Raw genomic sequence first — 26,514 nt, 5'->3', positions numbered from 1 at the left:
ACCGCGAAAGTGCAACTACCGACGGGTCTACTCGCGATATACGTCGGTAGTTGCACTTTCGCGGCTAAGGGGCAAACGCGCGCCAGCGTAGTCGACGGCGATTAGCATCCACGTCGATATCAGTAAACCCGATACGGCGTAACCGGTCTGGCAGGGTGTCCGGCGACACCGGATTGCAGGTGTCGCGGAAATGCAAAATCGAGAACAGGGTTGACGCCGCGCTGTCACTGCCCGCGAACACTCCGCCAGGCCGCAGCACCCGAAATGCCTCAGCGAACAACTGGTCCTGTAACGCTGGTGTCGGCACATGGTGCAGCATCGTGAAACACACCACCGAGCTGAACTCGTCGGACGGCAGCCCGGTGTCGGTGCCATCCCCGTTGATGATGCGCGCCCGCTCGCCGTACCGCCCTTGCAACCGCTGCGCCATCGGCGGGTCGATTTCCACGGCGGTGTAGTGCGGGGTCTTGTCGATCAGCACCCGGATGTTGGCGCCGTAACCCGGTCCGAGCTCGAGCACGTTGTCACCCAAGTCGAGGTCGCCGAGCACCCATGGCAGCAGCCCGTCCTCGACAGCTTTGAAGTAGCGGGTCGAGCTGCAACACAACCGGTGACACAGATTCATGGCCATGGATTCAGACGCTAGCGCAATAGCATCGATGGCTGTGGACTCCCGCTGGGTGCTGCACCTCGACATGGACGCATTCTTCGCGTCCGTCGAGCAGCTCACTCGACCGACCCTGCGCGGCCGCCCCGTGCTGGTCGGCGGGCTGGGGGGCCGTGGCGTGGTGGCCGGCGCCAGCTACGAGTCACGGGTTTTCGGCGCCCGTTCGGCGATGCCGATGCATCAGGCCCGTCGACTCGTCGGCATTCAGGCGGTAGTGCTGCCGCCGCGCGGGGTGGTCTACGGGGTGGCCAGCCGGCGGGTGTTCGAGGCCGTACGCAACGCGGTACCCGTCGTCGAGCAGCTGTCCTTCGACGAGGCGTTCGCCGAGCCGTCGGAACTGGCCGGCTCCTCAGCCGCCGACGTCGAGGCCTACTGCGAGGACCTGCGTCGACGGGTGCGCGACGAGACCGGCCTGGTCGCTTCCGTCGGCGCCGGTTCGGGCAAGCAGATCGCCAAGATCGCCTCGGGTCTGGCCAAGCCCGACGGGATCCGGGTGGTCCGGCGCGCCGAGGAGACGGCGCTGCTGGGCGGGCTTCCGGTGCGCAGGCTGTGGGGGATAGGCCCGGTCGCCGAAGAGAAGCTGCATCGACTCGGCATCGAAACGATCGGGCAGCTGGCCGCGCTGAGCCAGCCCGAAGTGGCCAGCATCTTGGGCGCCACGATCGGCCCCGCCCTACACCGGCTGGCCTGCGGCATCGACGACCGCCCGGTCGCCGAGCGTGCCGAAGCCAAGCAGATCAGCGCCGAATCCACCTTCCCGGCCGACCTGACCACCCTCGACGAACTGCGTGACGCGGTCGGCCCGATCGCCGAGCACGCCCACCAGCGGCTGCACCGCGATGGCCGCGGCGCGCGCACGGTCACGGTGAAGTTGAAGAAATCCGACATGAGCACACTGACCCGCTCGGCCACCCTGCCCTATGCCACCGCCGATGCCGCCGCGCTGGCCGCGGTGGCTCGTCGCCTGCTGCTGGATCCGCGCCAAGTCGGCCCGATTCGGCTACTCGGCGTTGGGTTTTCGGGTCTGTCCGACGTGCGCCAGGAATCGCTGTTCCCTGGCTTGGAGGTCTCGGCGGAAACCTCGGAAGCCGATCACGCCACAGACCTACCGATGGAGCCGGACGCGACGACGTGGCGGATCGGCGACGACGTCACGCACCGCGCTTTCGGGCACGGCTGGGTGCAGGGCGCCGGCCACGGCGTGGTCACGGTGCGGTTCGAAACCCGCAGCACCGGTCCGGGCCCGGCCCGCACGTTTCCCCTCGACACCGGCGAACTCACTCCCGCCAATCCCATCGACAGCCTCCAGTGGCCGGAATACGTTGCGGCGCTAGTTGAATCAGCCCCAGCGGCCGACGACGTCGCGCACCGGTAGCTGCGCGGCCAGGGCCGCCATCACCAGCACCCGGACCTGACTGGGCGGCAGCCGCGGCACCATCACCGCGCCGGCGTCGACCAGGTCGCGGCCGGGGCCGTAGCCCGGGCTGACCCGGCCGCCGGCCACCCGGGTGGACACCGCGACCACCACGCCGTCAGCGCAAAGCCGGCGCACCCCGTCGATCACCGCCGCGCCGGCGTTACCCGATCCCAGCGCCTGCAGCACCACGCCCCGCGCGCCCGCCGCCGCACAGGCATCCAGCGCCACCGCGTCACTGCCCGGGTAGACCGCGACAATGTCCACCCGCGGGGCGGCCGCGGCGCTCAACTCGCCCAAGTAGGGCCGCGCTTTCGGCTCGGCGATCCCACCGTCGACGGTGCCCAGCAGCGCCCCGGTGAAGCCCGTCGCCACCTTGTACAGACCCAACGGCTGCAGTACCCGCCCACCGAAACACACCAGCACCCCCAGGTCGCGGGCAGCAGAACTGGCCGCCACCGACAGCGCGTCGCGCAGGTTGGCCGGGCCGTCGGCATCGGGCGCATCGGCGCTGCGCAACGCTCCGGTGAGAACGACCGGGACCGGACCGCCATACGTCAGGTCCAGCCACAGCGCCGTCTCCTCGAGAGTGTCGGTGCCATGGGTGACGACCACCCCCGCGGCGCCGTGATCGGCGGCGGCCCGCACTGCCGCGTTGATCACATCCCAGTCGGCCGGTGTGAGCTGCGAGCTGTCCAGCGAAAGCACGTCGACCACGTCCACGTCGAGGCCGGCGGTCAGGTCGGCGCCGCCGCGGGTCGGCCGTCGCACACCGTCGGTATCCGTGCTGGTGGCGATCGTGCCGCCGGTGGCGATGACGGTGAGGCGGCCCATGCTGGGATGATAGGGGGGTAGCCGCCGGCGAGACGATGCAGCGGGGTCCCCGCGAAGCTGGGGACGAAGCGATGAGGAGGAGCGGCGTTTGTCCACTGAAGAACCAACACGATCGGCCGAGCCGGTCACGACGGCGGGAGACGCCGAAGCTCCCGCGCCGCCGCGACGGCTGCGCCTGCTGCTTTCGGTCGCGGCGGTCGTGCTGGCGCTCGACATCATCACCAAGGTGATCGCGGTCAAACTGCTGACCCCTGGTCAACCGGTGCCGATCATCGACGACACCGTCACCTGGACATTGGTGCGCAATTCCGGGGCCGCGTTTTCGATGGCAACCGGATACACCTGGCTGTTGACGCTGATCGCCACCGGCGTGGTGGTCGGCATTTTCTGGATGGGACGTCGGCTGGTCTCGCCGTGGTGGGCCGTCGGGCTGGGCATGATCCTCGGTGGCGCGATGGGCAACCTGGTCGACCGGTTCTTCCGCTCCCCGGGCCCGCTGCGCGGCCATGTTGTGGACTTCTTGTCGATCGGCTGGTGGCCGGTATTCAACGTGGCCGACCCGTCGGTGGTGGGCGGGGCGATCCTGCTGGTCGCGCTGTCGGTGTTCGGCTTCGACTTCGACACCGTGGGCCGCCGTAAGCCCGATGCCTGACCGCCGGCGACGATGCAGAGCGAAGCGATGAGGAGGAGCGGCGCTTGACCGACCGGTCGATGCCGATCCCTGAGGGGTTGGCGGGCATGCGGGTGGATGCGGGGCTGGCGCGTCTGCTGGGGTTGTCGCGAACCGCCGCGGCGGCGCTGGCCGAAGGCGGCGAAGTCGAGCTGGACGGCGTGCCGGCAGGCAAGTCCGATCGGCTGGCCGCCGGCGCCTTATTGCACGTCCGGCTGCCTGAGGCGCCCACACCGCTGGAGAACACGCCCGTCGACATCGAGGGCATGACGGTGCTGTACTCCGACGAGGACATCGTCGCCGTCGACAAACCCGCAGGGGTGGCGGCCCACGCCTCGGTGGGATGGAGCGGGCCGACGGTGCTGGGTGGGCTGGCCGCCGCCGGTTACCGAATCACCACGTCAGGCATCCATGAACGGCAGGGCATCGTGCATCGCCTCGACGTCGGCACCTCGGGTGTGATGGTGGTGGCGATCTCCGATCGCGCCTATACCGCGCTCAAGCGTGCGTTCAAACAGCGCACGGTCGACAAGCGTTATCACGCGCTGGTGCAGGGACATCCGGATCCGTCCAGCGGCACCATCGACGCGCCGATCGGCCGGCACCGCAGCCACGACTGGAAGTTCGCCGTCACCGCCAACGGCCGGCACAGCCTCACTCACTACGACACCCTGGAAGCGTTTGTGGCGGCGAGCCTGGTCGACGTCCACCTGGAAACCGGTCGCACCCACCAGATTCGGGTGCACTTCGCGGCCCTGCACCACCCGTGCTGCGGTGACTTGACCTACGGCGCCAACCCGAAGCTGGCGAAAAAGCTTGGCCTGGAACGGCAATGGCTGCATGCGCGAGCGCTGTCGTTCGCCCATCCGGGCAACGGGCGGCAGCTGGAGATCGTCAGCCCCTACCCGCCGGACCTACAGCACGCGCTGGATGTGCTGCGGGCCGACGGGTGACTCAGGTCGATTGCCCGGGCTTGCGGGCCTCGACAAGCGTCCGGGTGGAATGCGTGACGAACGGGCCCTGCGCCTTGATGCGCTGGTGGAGTTCACGCAGCCGGTCCCGGTAGCGGTCGACGGTGAAGTCGGGCACCGTCCAGATCACCTTGCGCAGAAAGTAGATGACGGCGCCGATGTCGAAGAACTCTGCGCGCAGGCGCTCCATCCGCATGTCCAGAATCTCCAGACCGGCGGCGGTTGCCTGGGCCCGCTCGACGGCTGGATCCCGTTCGGCTCCCACCGCCGGCATCGGTCCGAGGAAAAACTCGATCAGCTCGACCATGGTCGCCGGCCCGACGTGCTGGGCCAAGTAGGTGCCACCCGGTCGTAGCACCCGGTGAATCTCGCTCCACCACAACGTGATCGGATGGCGGCTGGTCACGACATCGAACGCCTCGCCGGCGAACGGCAACACCGGCTCGTCGGTGGTCGCGACGACCACCACGCCGCGGGGGTGTAACAGCTTGGCGGCGCGAGCACGGTTCGGCGGCCAGGACTCGGTGGCGGCCATCGTCGGCGGAAACTTGTCGGCGCCCGACAACACCTCGCCGCCCCCGGTCTGCAGGTCCAGCGCGGCCGACGCGTCCGCCAGCCGCCGGCTCATCAGTCGCTGATATCCCCACGACGGGCGCTGCTCGGTGGCGCGCCCGTCCAGCCAGGAGAAATCCCAGCCGTCCACCGGGGCTGCGGCGGCTTCCGCCACCAGCTCGTCGAACGTTTGCGGCATGGATGCATTGTCCATTGTCGTTCATGCACCGAGCGTGCAGCCATTGCGAAAAATCGCACGAAATTTCGCAACAGTTTCACGCTCGGCGAAAGGACAGCCGCCGCCGCGATCAGATCCGCGCAGCCTCGACGTCCGAGGCGATGTCGCCGGCCAGCGGGGTGAGCAGTGCAACGATCTCGCTGATCGTCTCGGGGGTTACTCCGGCCGCCGCCAACGCGTCACACAGGTGACCCGCCACCAGGTTGAAGTGGTGCATGGCGATTCCCCGGCCCTGATGCACCTGCTTCATCGACGCGCCGGAGTAGGTTTCCGGGCCGCCCAGCGCGGCGGCCAGGAAGGCGGCTTGCTTGCCTTTCAGCCGGTTCATATTCGTCCCCGCGAAGAAGACTGCGAGTTCACCGTCGGCAAGCACACGCGCGTAGAAGTCCTCGACCACCACTTCGAGCGCTTCGTAGCCGCCGATTCTGTCGTAGAGCGATTCCATACCGATAGCCGACCATCCAAGGGTTGCGCGGCCGTTAGGCCGCCGTCACGGGGCGATTGCCTGACGTAACAACCCGATTGCCCACGAATCACCGAAACCCGCCATTGCGGTGTAGCAGACTCGACCCATGAATCTCGGTGACCTCACCAACCTCGTAGCAAAGCCAGTGGCCGCGGTGTCCAACATCGTCAACACCCCGAACTCAGCGGGCCGCTACCGCCCGTTTTATCTGCGAAATCTGCTCGAGGCGGTCGAGGGCCGCTCGCTGCGCGACGCCGTGGACGGCAGGGTCAGCCTGATCACCGGCGGGTCGTCGGGCATCGGGGAAGCGGCCGCCAAGAAAATCGCGCGCGCCGGCGGCGAGGTGGTGCTCGTTGCGCGCACCCCAGAGAAGCTGGAGAAAGTCGCCGACGACATCCGCGGCGAGGGCGGGACTGCTCACATCTATCCGTGCGATTTGTCCGACATGGACGCCATCGCCGCGATGGCCGACCAGGTGCTGGCCGATCTCGGCGGAGTCGACATCCTCATCAACAACGCGGGGCGCTCCATTCGGCGCTCGCTCGAGCTGTCCTACGACCGGATCCACGACTACCAGCGCACCATGCAGTTGAACTACCTCGGCGCGGTGCAACTCATCCTCAAATTCACCCCGGGGATGCGAGAGCGTAGCTTCGGCCAGATCATCAACGTGTCGTCGGCGGGCGTGCAGACCCGCGCACCGCGCTTCGGCGCCTACATCGCCAGCAAGGCCGCCCTCGACACGCTCTGCGATGCGTTGCAAGCCGAAACAGTCAACGATGACGTCCGGTTCACCACCGTGCACATGGCGCTGGTTCGCACCCCGATGATCAGCCCGACCACCATGTATGACAAATTCCCGACGCTGACGCCCGATCAGGCCGCCGGTGTGCTCGCCGACGCGATCGTGCACCGACCACGTCGGGTCAGCTCACCGTTCGGCCAGTTCGCCGCGGTCGCCGATGCCGTCAGCCCGCTGGTGATGGACCTGGTGCGCAACCGTGCGTTCAGTATGTTCGACGACTCCGCGGCCGCTCAGGGCGGCGAAAAGTCCGGGGACACAAGCAAATTCGACAAGCGCAGCGAGACGTTCGTGCGAGCGACCCGCGGAATTCATTGGTGAGTGATCATGAGCCTGCCCAAACCTGACAATCAGGCAACCGTCGTCGTCACCGGTGCCTCCTCCGGTATCGGCACCGAGCTGGCCCGCGGCCTGGCCCGGCGCGGTTACCCGCTGCTGCTGGTCGCGCGGCGTCGTGACCGCCTTGACGAGCTCGCCGACGAACTGCGCGACCAACATTCGGTCGGCGTCGACGTCATGCCCCTCGACCTGGCCGACATCAAAAACCGGGTAGCGCTGGTCGAGCGCATCGCCAACACACCGATCGCCGGCTTGTGCAACAGCGCCGGCTTCGGTACCAGCGGTGCTTTTCATACCTTGCCGGTTGAGCGGGAAAGCGAACAGATCACGCTCAACGCGCTGGCGTTGATGGAACTCACGCACGCGGCGCTGCCCGGGATGGTCGAGCGCGGCGCCGGTGCGGTGCTCAACATCGCCTCGATCGCGGCGTTTCAGCCGTTGCCGGGCATGGCGGTTTATTCGGCCACCAAGGCCTTTGTTCAGACCTTCTCCGAGGCCGTCCACGAGGGGCTGCACGGAACCGGAGTCTCCTGCACGGTGTTGTGTCCGGGTCCGGTGCCCACCGAGTGGGCCCAGATCGCCGATGCCGAGCACGTGAACGTTCGCATCGCGCAGGTCTCGCCGCCTGAGGTGGCTGAAGCCGCGATCGCGGGGATGCTCGAGGGTAAGCGCAGCGTGGTGCCGGGGATCGTTCCCAAGGTCACCAGCATGGGCGGCCGGTTCGCGCCGCGCAGCGTGCTGCTGCCCGCGCTGCGGATCGTCCGGCAGCTGCGCGGCTAGGCGGTAGACCCTCGCGGCCTGATCTTGAATGAGAGCCGGAGCTTGGTGCGGTAGGTGATCCCACCTGTCGCGTCCAGGGCCAGATCCTGCTCGACAACCTCGGCGACGCGGATGTCGTCGATGGTCTCCTGCGCCCGTCGCACTGCTTGCGCCGCAGCGTCCTCCCACGACACCGTGCTCGTCCCGATAAGGTCGGTGACCCTGTACACGCTCATGCGCTCAAGCTAGAGGAGGCTGGCCGGACCTGTCCGAGGAATCGATTACGCACACCGACACCGCGCAGACACGCCTCGCGACACGCCGATCACATGTCGGCACCCGGTCATAGACTGGCGTCCCTATGAACCAATCCTTCGTGCACCTGCATAACCACACCGAGTACTCGATGTTGGACGGTGCCGCGAAGATCGCGCCGATGCTGGCCGAGGCGCAGCGGCTGGAGATGCCGGCGATCGGGATGACCGACCACGGAAACATGTTCGGCGCCAGCGAGTTCTACAACGCCGCCACGGAAGCCGGTATCAAGCCGATTATCGGGGTAGAGGCCTACGTCGCGCCCGCGTCGCGGTTCGACACCCGCCGGGTTTTGTGGGGTGACCCGGGCCAGAAGAGCGACGACGTGTCCGGATCCGGGTCCTACACCCACCTGACCATGGTCGCCGAGAACGCCACCGGCCTGCGCAACCTGTTCAAGCTGTCCTCGCTGGCCTCCTTCGAAGGGCAGCTCGGCAAGTGGTCGCGGATGGATGCCGAGCTGGTCGCCGAGCACGCCGCCGGCATCATCGCCACCACCGGCTGCCCGTCCGGCGAGGTCCAGACACGGCTGCGGCTCGGGCAGCGCCGCGAAGCGCTCCAGGCGGCGGCCAAGTGGCGGGAGATCTTCGGCGCCGACAACTACTTCCTTGAAGTGATGGACCACGGCCTGGACATCGAGCGCCGGGTGCGAGAGGGGCTGCTGGAGATCGGTCGGACGCTGAACATCCCCGCGCTGGCCACCAACGACTGCCACTACGTCACCCGCGACGCCGCGCACAACCACGAGGCGCTGCTGTGTGTGCAGACCGGCAAGACGCTGTCGGATCCCAATCGGTTCAAGTTCGACGGCGACGGCTACTACCTCAAGTCGGCCGCCGAGATGCGGGGAATCTGGGATCACGAGCTTCCCGGCGCGTGCGATGCCACGCTGCTGATCGCCGAGCGGGTCAGCTCGTATGCCGACGTGTGGGCTCCCCGCGACCGGATGCCGGTGTTCCCGGTGCCCGAGGGTCACGACCAGGCGTCCTGGTTACGGCACGAGGTGGACAGCGGCCTGCGACGACGGTTTCGCGGCGGTATCCCGGACGGCTACTCCGAGCGCGCCGCCTACGAGATCGAGGTCATCTGCGGCAAGGGATTTCCGTCGTACTTCCTGATCGTGGCCGACCTGATCAACTATGCGCGCTCGGTCGACATCCGGGTCGGCCCCGGCCGCGGCTCGGCGGCCGGCTCGCTGGTCTCTTATGCGTTGGGCATCACCGACATCGACCCGATCCCGCACGGTCTGCTATTCGAGCGGTTCCTCAACCCGGAACGCACCTCGATGCCCGACATCGACATCGACTTCGACGACCGCCGCCGCGGTGAAATGGTGCGCTACGCCGCCGACAAGTGGGGCCAGGACCGGGTCGCGCAGGTCATCACTTTCGGCACCATCAAAACTAAAGCCGCACTCAAGGATTCGGCCCGCATCCACTACGGCCAGCCCGGCTTCGCGATCGCCGACCGGATCACCAAGGCCCTGCCGCCGGCGATTATGGCCAAAGACATTCCGCTGTCCGGCATCACCGACCCGAATCACGAGCGCTACAAGGAGGCCGCCGAGGTCCGCGGCCTGATCGACACCGACCCCGATGTGCGGACCATCTACCAGACCGCCCGCGGCCTGGAAGGGCTGATCCGCAACGCCGGCGTGCACGCCTGTGCGGTCATCATGAGCAGCGAACCGCTCACCGAGGCGATTCCGCTGTGGAAGCGGCCGCAGGACGGCGCGATCATCACCGGATGGGACTACCCGTCGTGTGAGGCGATCGGCCTGCTGAAGATGGACTTCCTCGGGCTGCGCAACCTGACGATCATCGGCGACGCGATCCACAACATCAAGGCCAACAGGGGAATTGACGTCGACCTCGAGTCGCTGCCGCTCGACGACCCGGCCACCTATGAGCTGCTGGGCCGCGGTGACACGCTGGGCGTGTTCCAGCTCGACGGCGGGCCGATGCGCGATCTGCTGCGCCGCATGCAGCCCACCGGATTCGAAGACATCGTCGCAGTACTGGCGTTGTATCGCCCCGGCCCGATGGGCATGAACGCCCACAACGACTACGCCGACCGCAAAAACAACCGGCAGGCGATCAAACCCATCCACCCCGAACTCGAGGAACCGCTGCGCGACATCCTCGCCGAGACCTACGGCCTGATCGTCTACCAAGAGCAGATCATGCGCATCGCCCAGAAGGTGGCCGGTTATTCACTGGCCCGAGCCGACATTTTGCGTAAAGCGATGGGCAAGAAGAAACGCGAAGTGCTGGAAAAGGAATTCGAGGGCTTCTCCGAAGGTATGAAGGCCAACGGTTTCTCGGGTGGCGCGATCAAAGCGCTGTGGGACACCATCCTGCCGTTCGCCGACTACGCGTTCAACAAGTCGCACGCCGCCGGGTACGGCATGGTGTCCTACTGGACGGCCTACCTTAAAGCCAACTATCCCGCCGAATACATGGCCGGACTGCTCACCTCGGTCGGCGATGACAAGGACAAGGCCGCGGTCTACCTGGCCGACTGCCGCAAGCTCGGCATCACCGTGCTGCCCCCCGACGTCAACGAGTCCGGGCTGAACTTCGCGTCGGTCGGCACCGACATCCGATACGGACTGGGTGCGGTGCGCAACGTCGGCGCCAATGTCGTTGCCTCACTGCTGAACACCCGTACCGATAAGGGCAAGTTCACCGACTTCTCCGACTATCTGAACAAGATCGACATCGCCGCCTGCAACAGGAGGGTCACCGAGTCGCTGATCAAAGCCGGCGCGTTCGACTCGTTGGGTCATCCCCGTAAGGGTTTGTTCCTGGTGCACACCGACGCGGTGGACTCGGTGCTGGGCACCAAAAAGGCCGAGGCGATGGGCCAGTTCGATTTGTTCGGCGGCAGCGATACCGCCGCCGAGTCGGTGTTCGCGATCAAGGTGCCCACCGAGGAGTGGGAGGACAAGCACAAGTTGGCGCTGGAGCGCGAAATGCTCGGCTTGTACGTGTCCGGTCATCCGCTCAACGGGATCGCACATCTGCTGGCCACTCAGGTCGACACGCCCATTCCGGCGATACTCGACGGCGACGTGCCCAACGACACGTCGGTGCGGGTGGGCGGCATTCTGGCGTCGGTCAACCGGCGGGTCAACAAGAACGGGATGCCCTGGGCATCAGCACAATTGGAAGACTTGACCGGTGGTATCGAAGTGATGTTCTTCCCGCACACCTACACCGCTTACGGCGCCGACATCGTCGACGACGCCGTGGTCCTCGTCGGCGCACGGGTGAAGATCTCCGATGACCGGGTATGCCTGATCGCCAACGAGCTTGTGGTGCCGGACTTTTCCGGCGCGCAGGTCGACCGGCCGCTGGCGGTCAGCCTGCCCACCCGCCAGTGCACCATCGACAAGGTCAGCGCGCTGAAACAGGTGCTGGCCCGCCACCCCGGCACGTCGCAGGTGCGTTTGCGGCTGATCAGTGGTGATCGGATCACCACGCTGGAGTTGGACTCCTCGCTGCGGGTGACGCCCTCGCCCGCGCTGATGGGCGACCTCAAGGCGTTGCTGGGTCCCGGCTGCCTGGGCTGAAATCTTTTGCGCCGAGCGTGAAACTGTTGCGAGTTTTTAGCGAGTTTTTCGCAAGGGTTTCACGCTCGCGGGTCGAGGAGGCGGGTAACTGCAGGGCCGCCTGGTGGTCGTGGGTCGGGATGATCGTCACCGCGTGACGCGCCAGGTGCAGACGTTGCAGTGTCCGGAACGTCTCGCCGCGATTCTCGTCGGCCAAACCGCCTGGATAGCTTGACTTTTGCCGGATCTTTTCGATCTGCAGCTCGTGCCACGCCGCGTCACCTGCGATCAGGATCCAGCCCTCGGCGGTGTGGGTAAGAACGCCGACGCTGCCGGGGGTGTGTCCGGCGAGGTCGACCAGAATGACGGAGCGGTCGCCGAACACATCGTGGCTTCTGGTGAAGGTCAGGACCGGTGGCCCGTCGAGTTCGTATTCGACGACGGGCCGGTCGCGCAGTGAATCGCGGACCCCGCCCACCGGGGCCACCGGCCCGGTGGTGACCCAGTCGTATTCGGTGCGGTGCAGTCGCACCGGCAGCCCGGGCATGTCCAGCAGGCCCGAAACGTGGTCCCAGTGCGCGTGGGTCGGCAGCGCAAAATCCAACTCGCGGGTAGTGGCCAGTTGATCCAGTGCGGTGATCGTGGGGATGGTGTTCGCGGGCGGACGCACCGCCGGCCGCAAGGCCGCGGAAAGCTGGGCGATTGCCCGGTGTTCGGCGTCGACGCACACGGCGGGGTCGACGATGAACGTCGCCGTTGGATGCCTGACGAGAAACGACGTCAACGAGTTCTGCACTCGCCGGGGCGCAAACGTGCCCTCCACAATCATCGCGGTCGGCACCGAGCGCGGCACTTGCGGTAGTGCGGTCACGGTCACGGTGGCACGAGGTTCTGGCAGCCCCGCGTCGACGACACTGCGGATGAACCGCTGATCCGGTTGCCGGGGTCGAATCATGCCCCAAACGAGTCCGGCTGCGGCGGTGCAGCATTCGATGACACCGGGGGAGCGGACGGGATCAGGCATGGGGCGCGATCCCGACAATCACGAAGCCCGGCCAGACGGCACGATAACGAGCACGCCGCAGCTTCTCGCGCAGGCTCAGGTCTCGGTTCACGTTGGTGACACCCGGCACCTTGATCAAGGGCACGATGTTCCATTGCCAGCCGTACCGCTCGTGCAACATGCGATTGCCGGCATCGGCGTCGGCGTCCGACAGGATCGTGGCGTGGCCGGTGAGCTTCGGCGCCCCCGGGCGCACTCGGCCCCGGTAGTCGCAGGCGGTGAGCTCGACCTCCGGGTGGGCCGCCAGCCGACGGGTCTTGGGACCGATTTTGGTGCGAAACACCACGGTCGGTCCGTCGAACCCGAACCAGATCGGGGTGTCGACGGGCGTGCCGTCGCGGCGAAACGACCGGAGCATCGCATAACGGGTGGTGCGCAACTCATCGAGGCCGTGGGTATGCATGGCACCGAGTCAACAGCTTAGAGTTGACTCTAAGTCAAGCTCGAATATCAGGAGGGTCCGATGGCCGCAGCATTGACGATCGGAGAAGTGGCGCGCGAAGCCGGTGTCGCGGCGACCACCTTGCGCTACTACGAGCAGATTGGTCTGGTCCCCGCGCCGGCCCGGGTGGGCGGTCAGCGTCGCTACGACGACGCGGTGCTGGCCCGACTCGAGGTGATCCGGCTGTGCAAGTCCGCCGGATTCGCGCTCGACGAGATACAGCTGTTATTCGCCGACGATGCGCCGGGACGTCCGGCCAGCCGCGCGCTCGCCGAGGCCAAACTCGCCGAGATCGACGCCCAGCTGGCCTCGCTCGCGCGAGCGCGAGCGGTGATCGAGTGGGGCATGCGCTGCACCTGCCCGTCGATCGATGCCTGTACCTGCGGGATTCACGCGGCATTACCGGCCTGAGCCCAGCCCCGTCAGCGCGGCCGCGAAAACGGGTACATGGCCACAGTGCACATTGCCGCTCTGCTCGCGCTGAGTTCTGCGCTGTGCATCGCAATAGGCGACGTCCTGCAGCAACGCGCGACGCACCGGATCACTGACGCCGCGACCGGCCACGTCGAATTGGTCGTGAAGCTGTTGCGCGATCAGCGGTGGCTGTGCGGCACCTTGATACTGCTGGCAAGTATCGGGCTGCAGGCGGCCGCGCTGCTCCAGGGTTCGGTGTTGCTGGTGCAGGCGTTGCTCATGTTTTCAATCCTGTTTGCCCTGCCGATCAGCGCGACGTTGTCACATCGCACGGTCACCGGCCGAGAGTGGATTTGGGCCGCATCGTTGACGGTGGCCATCGCGGTGATCGTCACCGTCGGGCACCCGCAGCCCGGTCGTTCGAGCGCCTCGCTTCACACGTGGGCCGGTGCAATGGTGGTGTTGGGGCCGCTGCTGGTCGGATGCATCGTGGCCGGCCGGATCTGGGGTGGTGCCCTGGCCGCGGTGCTGTTCGCCTTCGTATCGGGTTCGCTCTGGGGTGTCTTTTCCGTACTCACCAAGGAAGTCGTCCACCGGCTGGGCGATGGCGAATGGGCGGCAGCCCGCACACCCGAGCTGTACGCCTGGCTACTAGTCGCGCTGGGAGGTCTGGTGTGGAGTCAATCAGCGTTCCGGGCCGGGCCCCTGACCGCGTCGATGCCGACGCTGCAGGTTTCGCAGCCGGTAGTGGCCGCAGTGCTGGGTGTTGTCGTCCTCGGCGAGACGCTGGACACCGGTCGCGCCGGGATGATCGCGCTGGCTGCTTCCGCGCTGGTGATGACGGCGGCTATCTTCGCGCTCGCGCTGATTCGAGGGGAGGCTTCCCGGCGCCGCAGGCCAATCCGTGCCGTCGCTGCGCAGCGCCGCTAACTCCGGTCGCTCACGGGCGAAGCACGCTCCGGCTCAACGCCCGCGGTGCGCTGTGACGTGTCATCGGCTTCCCTGGATGTGATCCGGTCATGCAGCCACGCCAACGGTTTGGGCGCCCACCAACTCCGCGGACCAACCAGGTGCATGAACGCCGGAACCAGGACCATTCGCACCAGGGTGGCGTCGACCAGCACCGCAAGTGTCAGGCCGAGACCGAGCATTCGGATGAAGGACACCTGGGCCGGAATCAACGCGGCAAACGTAATCGACATCACCACCGCGGCCGCGGTGACCACCCGGCCGATGCCCGCGATGCCCAGGGCCGTGCTCTCGTCGCTGGCCCTGTGCGCGTCGGCCGCACCCGGGCCCATCTTGCCCGGACCTACTGACGTCAGCCAAAACTCACGGATCCGCGAGACAAGGAACACCTCGTAATCCATCGCCAACCCGAAGGCGATGCAGAACAACAACACCGGGATGTTGGCATTCAACGTCCCATTCGGGGTCGTCCCCAGTGCGCCGAGGTGTCCGTCTTGGAAGATCCACACCATGGCGCCGAATGCCGCCGTCAGTGACAACACGTTGCACACGAGCGCCTGCACCGGTATCACCACACTGCCGGTAAGCAAGAACAGCAGCGTAAACGTGATGACGGCGATCAGTCCCAGCACCAGCGGAAGCCGCTTGGTGATCGCGTCGACGCTGTCGCGGTTGATCTGCGCCAGCCCGGTCATCTCCACCGACCGCCCGGCCGGTCCGGCGACCTCATGCAATCGGTCGAGCTGCCTGGCCGAGGCTTCCGAATACAGCGGCGCGGTGCTGGCGACTGTGAGGAATGGACTGCCGTGCGCGATGCCGGTGGGTGCGTCGGGCGGTCCCATCAGGCGTCCGGCCACGAACGTTCCGGTCGGTGCGGTGACCGCAGACACGTCAGGTACGCGCGACAGGTCGGCGGCATAACGCTCCACGTCGACGCGGGTCACACCGCGTGCGTCGGGGACGACGACGGACACCGCCGTCCCTATCCCGTCGGGGAAATCGTTGTCCAGCATGTCGGCGACTTGGCGCGCCGAGGTGGATCGGGGTAGCACGCGTTCATCGGGGAAGCCCCACTTCACCCCGAGGAACGGGACACCCAGCAGCAGGAGCAGTGCGACGACGCTCAGACCGACCGGCACGGCGTGGCGCACGACGAACTTGGTCGAGCGGTACCAGAACAGCGAGTCGGGCGTCTTGTGCGCGTGGTCGCGGCACCACTTCGCCCGCGGCAGCCACCGGCATACCAGCGGGCGGGCGTCCAGCGCGTCCAGTCGCGGCCCCAGCAGCACGATCGCCGCCGGAGTCACCACGACCGTTGCCGCCACGACAACCGCTGCGGTGGCAACCACGGTGTAGGCCGACGATTTCAGGAAATCCATCGGGAACACGGTCATTACGGCCATCGACAAGCCGACAGTGGTGGCAGAGAACAGCACGGTTCGCCCGGCCGTGACCATGGTCCGCAACAGCGCCTGCTCCCGATCGCCCATCCGGGCCAGCTCCTCGCGGTAGCGGCTGATGATCAACAGGTTGTAGTCGATCGCCAAGGCGAGACCCATCGCGATGGACAGGTCCAGTGCATAGGACGACACGTCGGTAACGAAGCTGATCAGCCGCAACATCGACATGGTGCCGAGAATGGCCAGGGCCCCCAACGCAATCGGCAATGCCGCCGCCACCACACCGCCGAACACCCAGACCAGTACCGCGAAGCTGAGTGGAATCGCGATGGACTCCATCAACAGCAGGTCGCGCTTGTTCAGATGGTTTATCTGGGCATAGGCCACCGCCATGCCGCCGGCGCGCACGGTGACACCGTCGCGGTCATGCACCAGTTCCCGGGTGAGCGTGCTGGCGTACTTCTGTGCGGTGTTCTCGCCCCCTTTCAGACCGGCCACAATCAACCCGGACTTGCCGTCCTTGCTGATGAGCCGGGAGGCGGCCTGCGGCGACGTCCACGCCGAGGTCACCTCCAAGACCCACGGGGATCGTTTCAGGTGGTCGACGATGTCGGTGGCCACCCGGCGGGACTGATCGCTGCGGGCGCCTGTAGGTGCGGTCACCACGATCAGCATCTTCTGATCGGTTTGGCCGAACTTGTCCCTGAGCAATTGGGTCGCGCGGGCAGATTCCGAGTTCGGGTCTTGAAAGCCGCCGCCCGACAAGCTGCCGACCACCGGGATGCCGAACACCGCGGCCGCCACCACAACCAGGACTGCGACCGCGATGATGCGTCGCGGCGCGCGAATGGCCAGTCGGGTGATTGCTTGCAGCATCTCTCAGCGTCCCTCCGCTGTCGGTCGTCCGCCCGCTACCGCATACCCGGTCCGGGCTGCCTGACCACCCACATTGGGGTATCGGGTTGCCAGCGCTGGTTGGCCGGCCCATTCGATGGGTACCTGTACGCAGGCGGAACCCTCGATGAGCCGCAAGGATGACCGATGAACGCAACCGACGACGCCATCAAAATCAGGCATCCATCCGATGAGGATTTGCCGGCGGTCTATGAGAACCAGGCCCGCGCATTCGGGCTTTCCGCGGATCCGGCGGACCTCGAAGCCTGGAAACGCCGGGTCAAGCTCGAGGACATCGTGGTTGCCGAGGATATGTCCGATCCGCAGCACCCGTTGGTGGTCGGAACCTCGCTGTGCTACAGCCTGGAGCTCACGGTGCCGGGTGGCGGCAGCCTCAGTGCCGCGTGGCTGACCATGGCAACCGTGGCGGCATCACATCAGGGAAGGGGAATTTGGCAGAAGATCAGCGTCCAGGGCGCCGGAATCCTGTTGGACCGCGGCTATTCGTTCATCTGTGGTGTTCCGACCCGGCCAACCGCTTATGAGACCCTGGGCGCCGGCGTGGCGAGCTATGCGCGCACTTACCGTATCGAGCCCCGGTTTGCCGCGCTACGAGGCGCGCCCGGCCGAAGTCGGACACGTGAAGTCCGCGCGTCGGAGGCAAGAGACCAATTACCCCGGATTTATGACCGATGGCGTGCCGTGACTCCTGGCGCCCTGACTCGCGACAGCGCCTGGTGGTCCGACTTTTTGGAAGACAGAGTGACGCAGCGCGATGAGGGATCGGCGCTCAATTTCATCCTCCATCCCGACGGTTTCCTAACATACCGAGTGATCGGCGCGACGGCACACGCGTTTCGGCCGCCGTTCGGCACCGTGGTGGTCCAAGACTTCTGCCCGATCACAGACGAAGCACATACCGAATTACTCGAAGCGTTGTTGGCGTTAGATGTGTTCGATCACATAGAAATCGAGGTCCCGGCCGACGATCCGCTCCCACTCAAACTCAAGGATCAGCGTGCGGCCCCAACGACCGGTGTGGGTGATTTTCTCTGGATACGAATCATGAATGTTCCCGAAGCGCTCGGAGAGCGTGTGTACGCCGCCGATGCCGACGTCGTACTGGACGTCACCGACCCGTTTGACGTCGCCGGGGGACGATTCCTGCTCCAGACTCGTGATGGTGTCGGGAAGTGCACTGCCCATGACGGTCCCGCGGACGTCAAAATCGGTCTGGGTGAACTGGGAACGATCTACATGGGTGCGCATCGAGCGTCGGAACTTCACCGGGCCAACCGCATCAGCGAACTGCGTAGCGGTGCGATACCGAACCTGGATGCCGCCTTCAGTACCCACCGGGCACCGTATTGCGGCACACTTTTTTGACCCGTCAGGCCAACGGTGTTTCGGCCGGAACCTTATGGATGACACCGCCTTTCATGACGAAGTCCACTCGGCCGGTGACGTCGATGTCGGTGAACGGATCGCCGGGCATGGCGATCAAGTCGGCGATCTTGCCTTCGGCGATCACACCCAGATCGTCGAGCCGCAGCAGCTCAGCAGCGACGCTGGTGGCGGCTTGCAGGGCACGCAGCGGGCTGATGCCCGTCGACACCATCATCGGAAACTCTTGCCAATTGTCGTGATGCGGGAACATGCCGGCATCGGTGCCGAACGCGATGCGTACGTTGCTCGCAGCTATCCCCTCGGCGGCGTCCAACAACGGGCCCCGGTATTTTTGCGCTTTGCGTCGCGCGTACTCCGGCACCGCGTCCCATAGCGGATCGTCGTCGCTCCGGCTGGGGCCGGTCAGGATCGCGTACTGGGTCGGCACCAAGAACACGCCTGCGTCCTCCATCATTCGCAAGGTCTCGGCCGAAGCGAGGTTGCCGTGCTCGATGCTGCGAACGCCGGCGCGGACCGCGCGCCGGATGCCTTCGTCGCCGTAGCTGTGTGGAGTCGCGGGAACATCAAGGTCGGCGGCCGTAGCGACCAGGACATCCATCTCCTCCTGGCTGTAGGTGGCCTGGCCGGGATCGTCCGACGGTGACGCGAAGCCGCCAGTCGCCGCGAACTTGATCCAGTCGGCGCCGGCGCGGATCTCCTGCCTAACCCTGGTACGTATCTCATCGCGACCGTCGGCGGCGGCCAGTTCCAGCGCCCGCGGCGACCCTTGGTATTCGTCGGCGACCAGTGCGCTGAAATCGCCATGGCCGCCGCGCGCCGAGATCATGTGCGGCGCCACCAGCATCCGCGGACCCTCGATAAGACCGGCTGCCACCGCGTTGCGCAGGTCGATGGTCGGATAGTCGAGATCCCCGCAGCCCAGATCACGCACGGTGGTAAAGCCGTTGTGCAGCAAGGCCCGCAGCACCGGCAAAGACTTCAACGTCTTGGCGGTGCTCGAATCGAGGGCAAGCATCGGGCCAAGCGGCGGTGCCAGCGCCACGTGGGTATGGCAGTCGATGAAACCCGGTGTCAGCGTGTGCCCGGACAGGTCGAGCACCTCCGCGTCCGTAGGCGCGTCGATCCTGTCCGCGACTCGTCGGATGCGACCATCGGAGACCAGCACCTGCCGCGGCGCTGCCGAAGCCGCCACCCCGTCCCACACGTTCGCGCCGGTGATCAAGGTTGCTGCCATGGCCATAGTCTCTAGAACATACGTCGATTTTGGGCACCGCGCCCTGCCCGGCGACCTACGGTCGGAGACATGGAAGCCCACGACCCGACGACTGTCGAGGTGGTGGCTGATGGGGAACGCGGTTCGATCACGTTGAACCGGCCGGCGAAGCTCAACCCGCTCAGCACGCAGACCCTGAACGAACTGGTCGCCGCCGCCCGTTGGTTCGACGCCCGGCCTGAGGTCAAAGTCGTCGTCGTCAGCGGCAATGGTCGCGCGTTCTCGGCCGGGGCGGACCTGGCGGCGTTCACCGATCCCGCCGACGGGGCCGGCGCTGCGCGGGAAGCCGCCGACGCCGGGCGGCGGATGGCCGACGCCGTCGAAGCCATGCGCGCGGTGACCGTCGCGCGGGTGCATGGTCATTGTGTCGGCGGCGGACTGGTGCTCGCGGCCGCATGCGACCTGCGGGTGGCGGCCGACTCGGCCCGGTTCTCCATACCCGAGGTCGATCTCGGCATTCCACTGGCCTGGGGCGGCATCCCGCGGCTGGTGCGCGAGATCGGCCCCGCACTGACCAAGGAACTGGTGATGACGTGTCGACCATTCGGAGCCGATGAAGCCAAGACTGCCGGATTCCTCAACCGCGTGGTGCCGGAGACCGACCTCGATGAGGAGGTCGAACAACTGGTGCAACAACTACTCACCAAGTCGGCGCTGACGCTCGTCTCGACGAAGCGCCATACCAACGCCGTGGCCGACGGGATGGTGGCCACCGCGCGAAGCTGGAGTGACGCAGACGCTCTGGTCACTGCATTGCACGATTCCGAGTCGCGGAAAGCCGCCGAGGCCTACCTGGACCGGGTACGCCGCCGCTGAGCATCCAAGGAGGAGAACCGATATGACCACGGCCGAGCGTCCGAGCACCCTGCCAGACGCATTCCAGCGCACGGCGGCGATCGACCCCGACGCCGTCGCGCTGCGCACCCCGGGCGACACCCAGACCATGACGTGGCGCGAATACGCGGCGCAGGTACGCCAGGTCGCGGCCGGGCTGGCCGGGCTGGGGGTGCGCCGCGGCGACACGGTATCGCTGATGATGGCCAACCGGGTGGAGTTCTACCCCCTGGAGGTGGGCGCACAGCACGTCGGCGCCACGTCGTTCTCGGTCTACAACACCCTGCCCGCCGAACAGCTGACCTACTTGTTCGGCAACGCCGGAACCAAAGTGGTGATGTGCGAGGCGCAGTACGTCGAGCGGATCCAGGCCAGCGGCGCGCCCATCGAGCACATTGTGTGTATCGACGGGTCGCCGGAGGGAACGCTGTCCCTCGAGGATCTGTACGCCGCCGGCGCCGACGATTTCGACTTCGAATCGACTTGGCGTGCAGTGCAACCCGACGACATCGTCACGCTCATCTACACCTCCGGCACGACCGGAAACCCCAAGGGTGTGGAGATGACGCACGCCAACCTGCTGTTTGAAGGACAGGCCCTCGACGCCGTTCTCGGTGTCGAATTCGGCGACCGGATCACGTCGTTCCTGCCCTCGGCGCACATCGCCGACCGGATGATGGCGCTCTACAACCAAGAGGTGTTCGGCACGCAGATCACCGTGGTTTCCGACGCCCGTGCCATCGCGGCCGCGTTGCCCGATGTTCGGCCGACCATTTGGGGAGCCGTGCCCCGGGTATGGGAAAAGCTCAAGGCCGCAATTCAATTCGCCGTCGCGAATGAACCCGACGAAGAGCGGCGGCAGGCGTTGCAATGGGCGCTGGCGGTGAGCGGGAAGCGCGCTGCGGCGTTGATCGCCGGAGACCCGGTGCCCGATGACCTGGCGGCGGAGTGGGCCACCGCCGACGAGTTGGTGCTGTCCAAGCTGCGCGCCAAGCTCGGGTTGGACCAGCTGCGGTGGGCGGTGTCGGGGGCGGCGCCGATCCCGAAGGAGACCCTCGGCTTCTTTGCCGGAATCGGCATCCCGATTGCCGAGGTCTGGGGCATGTCCGAGTTGAGTTGTGTTGCCAGCGTTTTCCATCCGCGCGAAGGGCGGCTGGGAACCGTCGGCAAGCTGCTTCCCGGGCTGGAATCCAAGATCGCCGAAGACGGCGAATACCTGGTGCGCGGTCCGCTGGTGATGAAGGGCTATCGCAAAGAGCCGGCGAAGACCGCCGATGCGATCGACGCGGACGGCTGGCTGCACACCGGTGACATTCTCGACGTGGACTCCGAGGGATATCTGCGGGTGGTCGACCGGAAAAAGGAGTTGATCATCAATGCGGCCGGCAAGAACATGTCGCCGGCCAATATCGAGAACGCGATCCTGGCCGCGTGCCCTATGGTCGGCGCAATGGTCACCGTCGGGGATGGGCGGCCGTACAACACCGCGTTGATGGTGTTCGATGCCGACTCGGTCGGCCCGTACGCGGCCCAACACGGACTCGCCGATGCCTCGCCGGCGGCTCTCGCGGCCGACCCGGAGGTGATCGCGGGGATCGCGGCCGGGATCGCCGAGGGCAACGTCAAGCTCTCGCGCGTCGAGCAGATCAAGCGCTTTCGAGTGCTGCCGACGCTGTGGGAGCCCGGCGGTGAGGAAATCACCCTGACGATGAAACTCAAACGACGGCCGATCGCCGCCAAGTACGCCGCCGAAATCGAGGAGTTGTACGCCGGCGAACCGGGACCGGACGTGCACGAACCCAAAGCCTCGTCGGCGACGCAACCGGCGTGAGGTCTTAGGCCCGCAATACCACCTTGGACACCAGTCCGGCCGTTACGGCCACGGCTGCGGCGGCCAGGACGGAGGGCGCCGCGCTGGCGGTGAGCACTCCGACGATCAGCAACGTGGCCAGCCCCGCGAGCAACGCGACCAGTTTGTGGGCTGGCCACGGCACACCGGCGACCAGCATCCCGGCCGGCTTGGGACCGGTTAGCGCGTCGACGTGCTGGGAGGTGGTCATAAGTTCAGGATACCCGGCACTCTAGTTTTCGGCTAGCCGAAACACGCCCTGAACTGCCAAGAAGCTCCGGATGTGCCCAGTTTCGGGGGATGACGTCGCCGATCTCTTACGTGGGGGCGCTTTGAAGAAGCTGGTAACCGCGTCAGAATCTCGTTTCTTGTCTCAGTTTTGTTGCCAGCCAACCGTTTCGATCGCCCTGGCTATCACGCTCGGCGTCCTGATCCCCGCCCGCCGTGCTCTCTGCACTGCACACCAAGTCCTAGCCCCCAGCTAACGCAGCCGAGCGCGGCTGGCCGGGTGCAGGATACTTCCGAAGGGCCGACAATCATTTATCTTCTGCCTCAAGAAACTCGCCTATCACAATTTCAGCATTTGTAACAAGCGTGTCGTTGCGCGCAGGAAAGATCCCGTTGCGATTTAACTTGATTGCCCGAACCAGGCCGTCAGTCGTCGTAACATTACGCACGATTGATCCATCGTCCGTGTTCCCATCCGTTCGATGATGACCGGCGGCAGCTTCCTTACTTTGGTTAACGATAGGAAGGGGGCAGCATGCGGAGGGGTTTCGCGGATGCACCGGCGGGGCGGCGCAGCGGTTCGGCGTTCGATGAGATTTGTGCTGCAGTCTCAGTGATTCATGCCGCAACGGGTATTCGAGGGGCTCGGCCGTGTGCTGGGCAACGGGCGCGTCTTCATCTCTGACGCCGACGTCACGACGCGCAAATCGTATGCCGACGGGACCGGGATTTCCTGAGGGGTCATTCGATTGGGGTAGGTGATTACCCTATCCCGCTCGACGCAGCCACGGAATAGTCGAGTGATCAGCTCCGGGGGATCGCGGGGATGAGGGGTTTGCGCGGGAGGCTTGGCGCAAGCCCAGTGTTTACACATAAATCTTGAGTTTGCATCCGTTGCAGGGGGCTTCGATGGATGTCGCTGATCGGGTATTTCCGTTAACGCGTGGCCAGCTCGACATATGGCTTGCAGAGGAAACGGGTCGTTTCGGTGCCAGGTGGCAAGTCGGCGTATTTGCGCGAATCGCGGGCCCGGTGGACCCCGATTTGTTGGAGTGGGCGGTCCGTCGAGTGGTCCGCGAGGCTGAGCCGCTGAGGGCCGCGTTTTTCCAGGTTGATGGCCAGGTTATTCAACGAGTGGTTGATGATCCGCCCGTCGAGCTGGCTCATCATGACTTGATCGGATCGCAGGATCCCGAGCAGGACGCTTATCGGCTAGCCTCGTCGATTCAGCAGACGGCAATGCCGTTGAGTGGGCCGCTGTACAAATTTGCGTTATTGCAGACACGTACAGATGAATTTTATGTTTTCGTGTGCTGCCATCATATAGTAGCGGACGGGATCGGCCTTGCTCTAGTTCTGCATCGCATTGCAACTATCTATAGCGTTATTGCTTCTGGTGGGTCGATTCCTCCTACTTACTTTGGGTCGCTGAGTGATCTCATTGATTGCGAGTTGGAGTACGAGGCGTCTCCCGATTATCTGGATGATCAGGAATACTGGGCCAGAAACCTCCCGTCCGAAAGCGAACCGCGCTATCGGTTGGCCAATGCTACGAACGGGCATGATGCCCATGTAACGGCTGCGCCGGTTCAATTGAACCCTTCCGCAGTTGCTGGGATCGATGGGTTGGCCCGGGCGCTAGGTGTGCATCGATCGTCAGTGATGACCGCAGCGTCCGCACTGTTAGTTGGTGGATGCGATGCTGAAAGTTCAGAAGTCGTATTTGATTTTCCGGTAAGCAGGCGCGTTCGTCCGGAGTCAAAAGTGGTGCCCGGAATGATTTCCGGTGTGGTCCCATTAGTGCTAAAAGCATCGCCGGGTGCCACGGTCACAAGCTTTTGCGAACACGTTGACTCGCGAATCCACGAAGCGCTGCAGCATCAGCGGTTCCCAGTGCACACCATCGAGAGTGCCGCACGTCTCCGCGGCTCTGAGCAGATCTCGAATCGGATAGCGGTTAATTTCATCCCGACGACACATCTGGCGGATCTTGCTGGTTCTGCGGTGACGGCGACCCTGACCCACGATGGCCTAGGGGATCAGTTTCGGCTGGTCTTCTTCCGGGATGAGGATCAGCTTTTTCTCAGCACACCGGGTGCGGGGCAATTGCTTCCGAATTGTGATCTCCGCAATTTGGCGAATCGGTTGGAGCGGGTACTGGTGGCCATGGCTGCTGACCCGGGGCGGTTGTTGTCGTCGGTGGATGTGCTCGATCAGGATGAGCATGCCCGGTTGGATGTGCTGGGTAATCGGGCGGTTTTGACCCAGCCGGTATGCCCGACGGCGTCGATTCCGGCGTTGTTCGCCGAGCGGGTGACCTGTCATCCAGAGGCGGTGGCGGTCAGCTGTGAGGGTCGGTCGCTGACGTATTGCGACCTGGATGAGGCGGCTAACCGGCTGGCGCATCTGTTGGCTGGTCATGGGGTGGGCGCGGGACAGTGTGTGGGGCTGCTGTGTTCGCGGTCGGTAGAGGCGATCGTGGCGATGCTGGCGGTGCTCAAGACGGGAGCGGCGTATCTGCCGATCGATCCGCAGTGTCCACGAGCGCGGATGGGTTTTATGCTCGCCGATGCTGCGGCGGTGGCGGTAATTACCACCGCGGATTTGGTGGGGCGGCTATCCGGGCTGGACCTGTTGGTCGTCGATGTCGAGGATCCGGCGATCAACAGTCAACCCAGCGCCGCGCTGCCGGCGCCAAGCCCGGACCATATCGCGTACCTCATTTACACCTCGGGTACTACCGGGGTGCCCAAAGGGGTGGCCATCACCCATCACAACCTGACCCAGCTGGTGGAGTCATTTGATCCCGGCGTGCCGCGCACGGGTGTGTGGACGCAGTGGCATTCGTTGGCCTTTGACGTTTCGGTGTGGGAGATCTGGTCTGCGCTGCTGGGCGGCGGGCGGCTGGTGGTGATACCGGACTCGGTGGTCGGCTCACCAGATGAGTTCCATGACTTGTTGATTGGTGAGCAGGTCAGTGTGTTGAGTCAGACCCCCTCGGCGGTTGCGATGCTCTCGCCCGAGCGTTTGGGTTCGGTGGCGTTGGTGGTGGCCGGTGAGCCGTGTCCGGCCGAGTTGGTAAAGCGCTGGGCGCCGGGGCGGGTGATGGTCAACGCCTATGGTCCGACCGAGATCACGGTGTATGCGTCCAGGAGTGCGCCGCTGGTGGCACGGCCGGGTGTGGTGCCCATTGGTGCGCCGATGGCGGGGGCGGCGTTGTTTGTGCTCGACGGGTGGTTGCGGGCGGTGCCGGCCGGCGTGGTCGGCGAGTTGTATGTGGCCGGCCGCGGCGTGGGTGTGGGGTATGTGCGCCGGGCAGGGTTGACCGCATCCCGGTTTGTGGCGTGTCCGTTCGGTGCGTCAGGGCAACGGATGTATCGCACCGGTGATCTGGTGCGTTGGGGCGTGGACGGGCAGCTGCGCTATGTGGGGCGCGCGGACGAGCAGGTCAAGATCCGCGGGTATCGCATCGAGCTCGGCGAGATCCAAACAGCCCTGGGCGGGCTCGACGGGGTTGAGCAGGCGGTGGTGATCGCCCGTGAGGACCGCCCGGGCGACAAGCGGCTGATCGGGTATGTGACCGGCACCGTCGACCCTGCCCAGGCGCGCACTGCGCTAGCCGACCGGCTCCCGGCCTACATGGTTCCCGCAGCTGTGGTGGCTCTGGATGTGTTGCCGCTCACGCCGAATGGCAAAGTCGACAGGCGCGCTCTGCCGGCACCGGATTACCAGGACACTGACCGTTACCGCGCCCCGGGCGATGCGATCGAGGAAATCTTGGCCGGCATCTATGCCCAGGTTTTGGGGTTGGAGCGGGTTGGGGTCGACGACTCGTTCTTCGATTTGGGTGGGGATTCGCTGTCGGCGATGCGTCTGGTCGCTGCGGTCAACACCGGCCTGGATGCGGGGCTGGCGGTGCGTGCGGTGTTCGAGGCGCCCACAGTGGCCCAGCTGGCACCGCGTATTGGCGCTGGCGGAGATGGGTTGGCGCCGTTGGTGGCTGGTGAGCGGCCCGCGGTGGTGCCGTTGTCGTTTGCCCAGCAGCGGTTGTGGTTCCTAGACCAGTTGCAGGGGCCCTCGCCGGTGCACAACATGCCGACAGCGCTGCGGATCAGTGGGGCATTGGACGTCGAGGCGTTGGGTGCGGCGCTGGCCGATGTC

22 protein-coding genes are annotated in these 26,514 nt (G+C 65.7%); 12 read left to right on the top strand and 10 right to left on the bottom strand.

All coding sequences use genetic code 11. From position 1 onward, the window contains the following. Positions 1-64: 64 nt before the first annotated feature. Entirely contained in the window at positions 65-631 is a 567-nt protein-coding gene (locus AC5Y5W_RS20540) for a class I SAM-dependent methyltransferase (protein ID WP_500012399.1), read from the bottom strand. 34 nt (positions 632-665) lie between these two features. Here AC5Y5W_RS20540 and AC5Y5W_RS20535 point away from each other — a divergent pair, with 34 nt between their 5' ends. Then, entirely contained in the window at positions 666-2,042 is a 1,377-nt protein-coding gene (locus AC5Y5W_RS20535; RefSeq protein ID WP_500012442.1) for a DNA polymerase IV, read from the top strand. Here the strand turns inward: AC5Y5W_RS20535 and AC5Y5W_RS20530 are convergent. Continuing rightward, positions 2,007-2,915 carry an asparaginase gene (locus AC5Y5W_RS20530; RefSeq protein ID WP_500012401.1) on the bottom strand — a complete coding sequence of 303 codons (909 nt, stop codon included), beginning with the start codon at positions 2,913-2,915 and terminating at the stop codon, positions 2,007-2,009. The two genes, AC5Y5W_RS20535 and AC5Y5W_RS20530, sit on opposite strands and share 36 nt — an antisense overlap. Before the next feature lie 88 nt (positions 2,916-3,003). On the opposite strand from AC5Y5W_RS20530, the gene lspA reads away from it, so the two are divergent. Further along, on the top strand, positions 3,004-3,567 hold the full coding sequence (lspA, locus tag AC5Y5W_RS20525) for a signal peptidase II (protein ID WP_499889607.1): 564 nt from the start codon (positions 3,004-3,006) through the stop codon (positions 3,565-3,567). A gap of 44 nt (positions 3,568-3,611) precedes the next feature. Next, positions 3,612-4,538 carry an RluA family pseudouridine synthase gene (locus tag AC5Y5W_RS20520; protein ID WP_500012403.1) on the top strand — a complete coding sequence of 309 codons (927 nt, stop codon included), beginning with the start codon at positions 3,612-3,614 and terminating at the stop codon, positions 4,536-4,538. Between the two features lies 1 nt (position 4,539). Here the strand turns inward: AC5Y5W_RS20520 and AC5Y5W_RS20515 are convergent, their stop codons facing one another. Together AC5Y5W_RS20515 and AC5Y5W_RS20510 are read right to left on the bottom strand one after the other, a co-directional pair. Further along, positions 4,540-5,307, bottom strand: a complete 768-nt coding sequence (locus tag AC5Y5W_RS20515) for a class I SAM-dependent methyltransferase (RefSeq protein ID WP_500012404.1) — start codon at positions 5,305-5,307, stop codon at positions 4,540-4,542. 109 nt (positions 5,308-5,416) lie between these two features. Then, positions 5,417-5,791: a group I truncated hemoglobin gene (locus AC5Y5W_RS20510; protein ID WP_500012406.1), complete on the bottom strand. Its 375-nt coding sequence runs from the start codon at positions 5,789-5,791 to the stop codon at positions 5,417-5,419. A gap of 127 nt (positions 5,792-5,918) precedes the next feature. Between AC5Y5W_RS20510 and AC5Y5W_RS20505 the strand changes: the two genes are divergently transcribed. Then, on the top strand, positions 5,919-6,935 hold the full coding sequence (locus tag AC5Y5W_RS20505; RefSeq protein ID WP_500012408.1) for an SDR family NAD(P)-dependent oxidoreductase: 1,017 nt from the start codon (positions 5,919-5,921) through the stop codon (positions 6,933-6,935). Positions 6,936-6,941: 6 nt separating this feature from the next. After that, complete coding sequence (locus tag AC5Y5W_RS20500; protein WP_500012409.1) at positions 6,942-7,733, top strand: SDR family NAD(P)-dependent oxidoreductase; 792 nt, start codon at positions 6,942-6,944, stop codon at positions 7,731-7,733. Here the strand turns inward: AC5Y5W_RS20500 and AC5Y5W_RS20495 are convergent. After that, on the bottom strand, positions 7,730-7,948 hold the full coding sequence (locus AC5Y5W_RS20495) for a dodecin family protein (RefSeq protein WP_065013640.1): 219 nt from the start codon (positions 7,946-7,948) through the stop codon (positions 7,730-7,732). The two genes, AC5Y5W_RS20500 and AC5Y5W_RS20495, sit on opposite strands and share 4 nt — an antisense overlap. Positions 7,949-8,073: 125 nt before the next feature. Between AC5Y5W_RS20495 and dnaE the strand changes: the two genes are divergently transcribed. After that, entirely contained in the window at positions 8,074-11,601 is a 3,528-nt protein-coding gene (dnaE, locus tag AC5Y5W_RS20490) for a DNA polymerase III subunit alpha (protein WP_500012411.1), read from the top strand. Here dnaE and AC5Y5W_RS20485 read toward each other — a convergent pair. Together AC5Y5W_RS20485 and AC5Y5W_RS20480 are read right to left on the bottom strand one after the other, a co-directional pair. After that, positions 11,567-12,604: an MBL fold metallo-hydrolase gene (locus AC5Y5W_RS20485; protein ID WP_500012412.1), complete on the bottom strand. Its 1,038-nt coding sequence runs from the start codon at positions 12,602-12,604 to the stop codon at positions 11,567-11,569. The genes dnaE and AC5Y5W_RS20485 overlap by 35 nt on opposite strands. Then, positions 12,597-13,046, bottom strand: a complete 450-nt coding sequence (locus AC5Y5W_RS20480; protein ID WP_500012413.1) for a PPOX class F420-dependent oxidoreductase — start codon at positions 13,044-13,046, stop codon at positions 12,597-12,599. Before AC5Y5W_RS20480 ends, AC5Y5W_RS20485 begins: the two co-directional genes overlap by 8 nt. 60 nt (positions 13,047-13,106) lie before the next feature. Between AC5Y5W_RS20480 and AC5Y5W_RS20475 the strand changes: the two genes are divergently transcribed. Next, a complete protein-coding gene (locus AC5Y5W_RS20475) occupies positions 13,107-13,496 on the top strand; it encodes a MerR family transcriptional regulator (RefSeq protein ID WP_500012416.1) in 390 nt (129 codons plus the stop codon). A 36-nt stretch (positions 13,497-13,532) separates the two neighbouring features. Continuing rightward, positions 13,533-14,429: a DMT family transporter gene (locus tag AC5Y5W_RS20470; RefSeq protein ID WP_500012418.1), complete on the top strand. Its 897-nt coding sequence runs from the start codon at positions 13,533-13,535 to the stop codon at positions 14,427-14,429. Here the strand turns inward: AC5Y5W_RS20470 and AC5Y5W_RS20465 are convergent. Next, positions 14,426-16,744 carry an MMPL family transporter gene (locus tag AC5Y5W_RS20465; RefSeq protein WP_500012420.1) on the bottom strand — a complete coding sequence of 773 codons (2,319 nt, stop codon included), beginning with the start codon at positions 16,742-16,744 and terminating at the stop codon, positions 14,426-14,428. The genes AC5Y5W_RS20470 and AC5Y5W_RS20465 overlap by 4 nt on opposite strands. A 165-nt stretch (positions 16,745-16,909) precedes the next feature. Here AC5Y5W_RS20465 and AC5Y5W_RS20460 point away from each other — a divergent pair, with 165 nt between their 5' ends. Further along, positions 16,910-18,148 (top strand): GNAT family N-acetyltransferase, encoded by a 1,239-nt coding sequence (locus AC5Y5W_RS20460; RefSeq protein ID WP_500012422.1) that lies wholly within the window; start codon positions 16,910-16,912, stop codon positions 18,146-18,148. A gap of 4 nt (positions 18,149-18,152) precedes the next feature. Here the strand turns inward: AC5Y5W_RS20460 and AC5Y5W_RS20455 are convergent, their stop codons facing one another. Next, complete coding sequence (locus AC5Y5W_RS20455; protein ID WP_500012424.1) at positions 18,153-19,403, bottom strand: metal-dependent hydrolase family protein; 1,251 nt, start codon at positions 19,401-19,403, stop codon at positions 18,153-18,155. 69 nt (positions 19,404-19,472) lie between these two features. Here AC5Y5W_RS20455 and AC5Y5W_RS20450 point away from each other — a divergent pair, with 69 nt between their 5' ends. Both AC5Y5W_RS20450 and fadD11 read left to right on the top strand, forming a co-directional pair. Then, positions 19,473-20,258, top strand: a complete 786-nt coding sequence (locus AC5Y5W_RS20450; RefSeq protein ID WP_500012425.1) for an enoyl-CoA hydratase/isomerase family protein — start codon at positions 19,473-19,475, stop codon at positions 20,256-20,258. 22 nt (positions 20,259-20,280) lie between these two features. Continuing rightward, positions 20,281-22,107, top strand: a complete 1,827-nt coding sequence (fadD11, locus tag AC5Y5W_RS20445; protein ID WP_500012426.1) for a fatty acid--CoA ligase FadD11 — start codon at positions 20,281-20,283, stop codon at positions 22,105-22,107. Between the two features lie 4 nt (positions 22,108-22,111). Here fadD11 and AC5Y5W_RS20440 read toward each other — a convergent pair whose 3' ends face one another. Then, on the bottom strand, positions 22,112-22,336 hold the full coding sequence (locus AC5Y5W_RS20440; RefSeq protein ID WP_500012428.1) for a hypothetical protein: 225 nt from the start codon (positions 22,334-22,336) through the stop codon (positions 22,112-22,114). A 926-nt stretch (positions 22,337-23,262) separates the two neighbouring features. On the opposite strand from AC5Y5W_RS20440, the gene AC5Y5W_RS20435 reads away from it, so the two are divergent. Further along, positions 23,263-26,514 (top strand): non-ribosomal peptide synthetase (locus tag AC5Y5W_RS20435; RefSeq protein WP_500022591.1); only part of this gene is annotated, 3,252 nt, incomplete at its 3' end.

The sequence above is a fragment of the Mycobacterium sp. NGS51 genome, assembly GCF_059812525.1.
The sequence above is the reverse complement of the archived record's forward strand: the minus strand, read 5'-3'. Positions and strand labels throughout refer to the sequence as shown.

Bases quoted from the DNA above. Each gene is read 5' to 3' on its own strand.
- AC5Y5W_RS20540 (WP_500012399.1), bottom strand. From the start codon at position 631: ATGGCCATGAATCTGTGTCACCGGTTGTGTTGCAGCTCGACCCGCTAC.
- AC5Y5W_RS20530 (WP_500012401.1), bottom strand. From the start codon at position 2,915: ATGGGCCGCCTCACCGTCATCGCCACCGGCGGCACGATCGCCACCAGC.
- AC5Y5W_RS20515 (WP_500012404.1), bottom strand. From the start codon at position 5,307: ATGCCGCAAACGTTCGACGAGCTGGTGGCGGAAGCCGCCGCAGCCCCG.
- AC5Y5W_RS20510 (WP_500012406.1), bottom strand. From the start codon at position 5,791: ATGGAATCGCTCTACGACAGAATCGGCGGCTACGAAGCGCTCGAAGTG.
- AC5Y5W_RS20505 (WP_500012408.1), top strand. From the start codon at position 5,919: ATGAATCTCGGTGACCTCACCAACCTCGTAGCAAAGCCAGTGGCCGCG.
- AC5Y5W_RS20500 (WP_500012409.1), top strand. From the start codon at position 6,942: ATGAGCCTGCCCAAACCTGACAATCAGGCAACCGTCGTCGTCACCGGT.
- AC5Y5W_RS20495 (WP_065013640.1), bottom strand. From the start codon at position 7,948: ATGAGCGTGTACAGGGTCACCGACCTTATCGGGACGAGCACGGTGTCG.
- dnaE (WP_500012411.1), top strand. From the start codon at position 8,074: ATGAACCAATCCTTCGTGCACCTGCATAACCACACCGAGTACTCGATG.
- AC5Y5W_RS20485 (WP_500012412.1), bottom strand. From the start codon at position 12,604: ATGCCTGATCCCGTCCGCTCCCCCGGTGTCATCGAATGCTGCACCGCC.
- AC5Y5W_RS20480 (WP_500012413.1), bottom strand. From the start codon at position 13,046: ATGCATACCCACGGCCTCGATGAGTTGCGCACCACCCGTTATGCGATG.
- AC5Y5W_RS20475 (WP_500012416.1), top strand. From the start codon at position 13,107: ATGGCCGCAGCATTGACGATCGGAGAAGTGGCGCGCGAAGCCGGTGTC.
- AC5Y5W_RS20470 (WP_500012418.1), top strand. From the start codon at position 13,533: ATGGCCACAGTGCACATTGCCGCTCTGCTCGCGCTGAGTTCTGCGCTG.
- AC5Y5W_RS20465 (WP_500012420.1), bottom strand. From the start codon at position 16,744: ATGCTGCAAGCAATCACCCGACTGGCCATTCGCGCGCCGCGACGCATC.
- AC5Y5W_RS20460 (WP_500012422.1), top strand. From the start codon at position 16,910: ATGAACGCAACCGACGACGCCATCAAAATCAGGCATCCATCCGATGAG.
- AC5Y5W_RS20455 (WP_500012424.1), bottom strand. From the start codon at position 19,403: ATGGCAGCAACCTTGATCACCGGCGCGAACGTGTGGGACGGGGTGGCG.
- AC5Y5W_RS20450 (WP_500012425.1), top strand. From the start codon at position 19,473: ATGGAAGCCCACGACCCGACGACTGTCGAGGTGGTGGCTGATGGGGAA.
- fadD11 (WP_500012426.1), top strand. From the start codon at position 20,281: ATGACCACGGCCGAGCGTCCGAGCACCCTGCCAGACGCATTCCAGCGC.
- AC5Y5W_RS20440 (WP_500012428.1), bottom strand. From the start codon at position 22,336: ATGACCACCTCCCAGCACGTCGACGCGCTAACCGGTCCCAAGCCGGCC.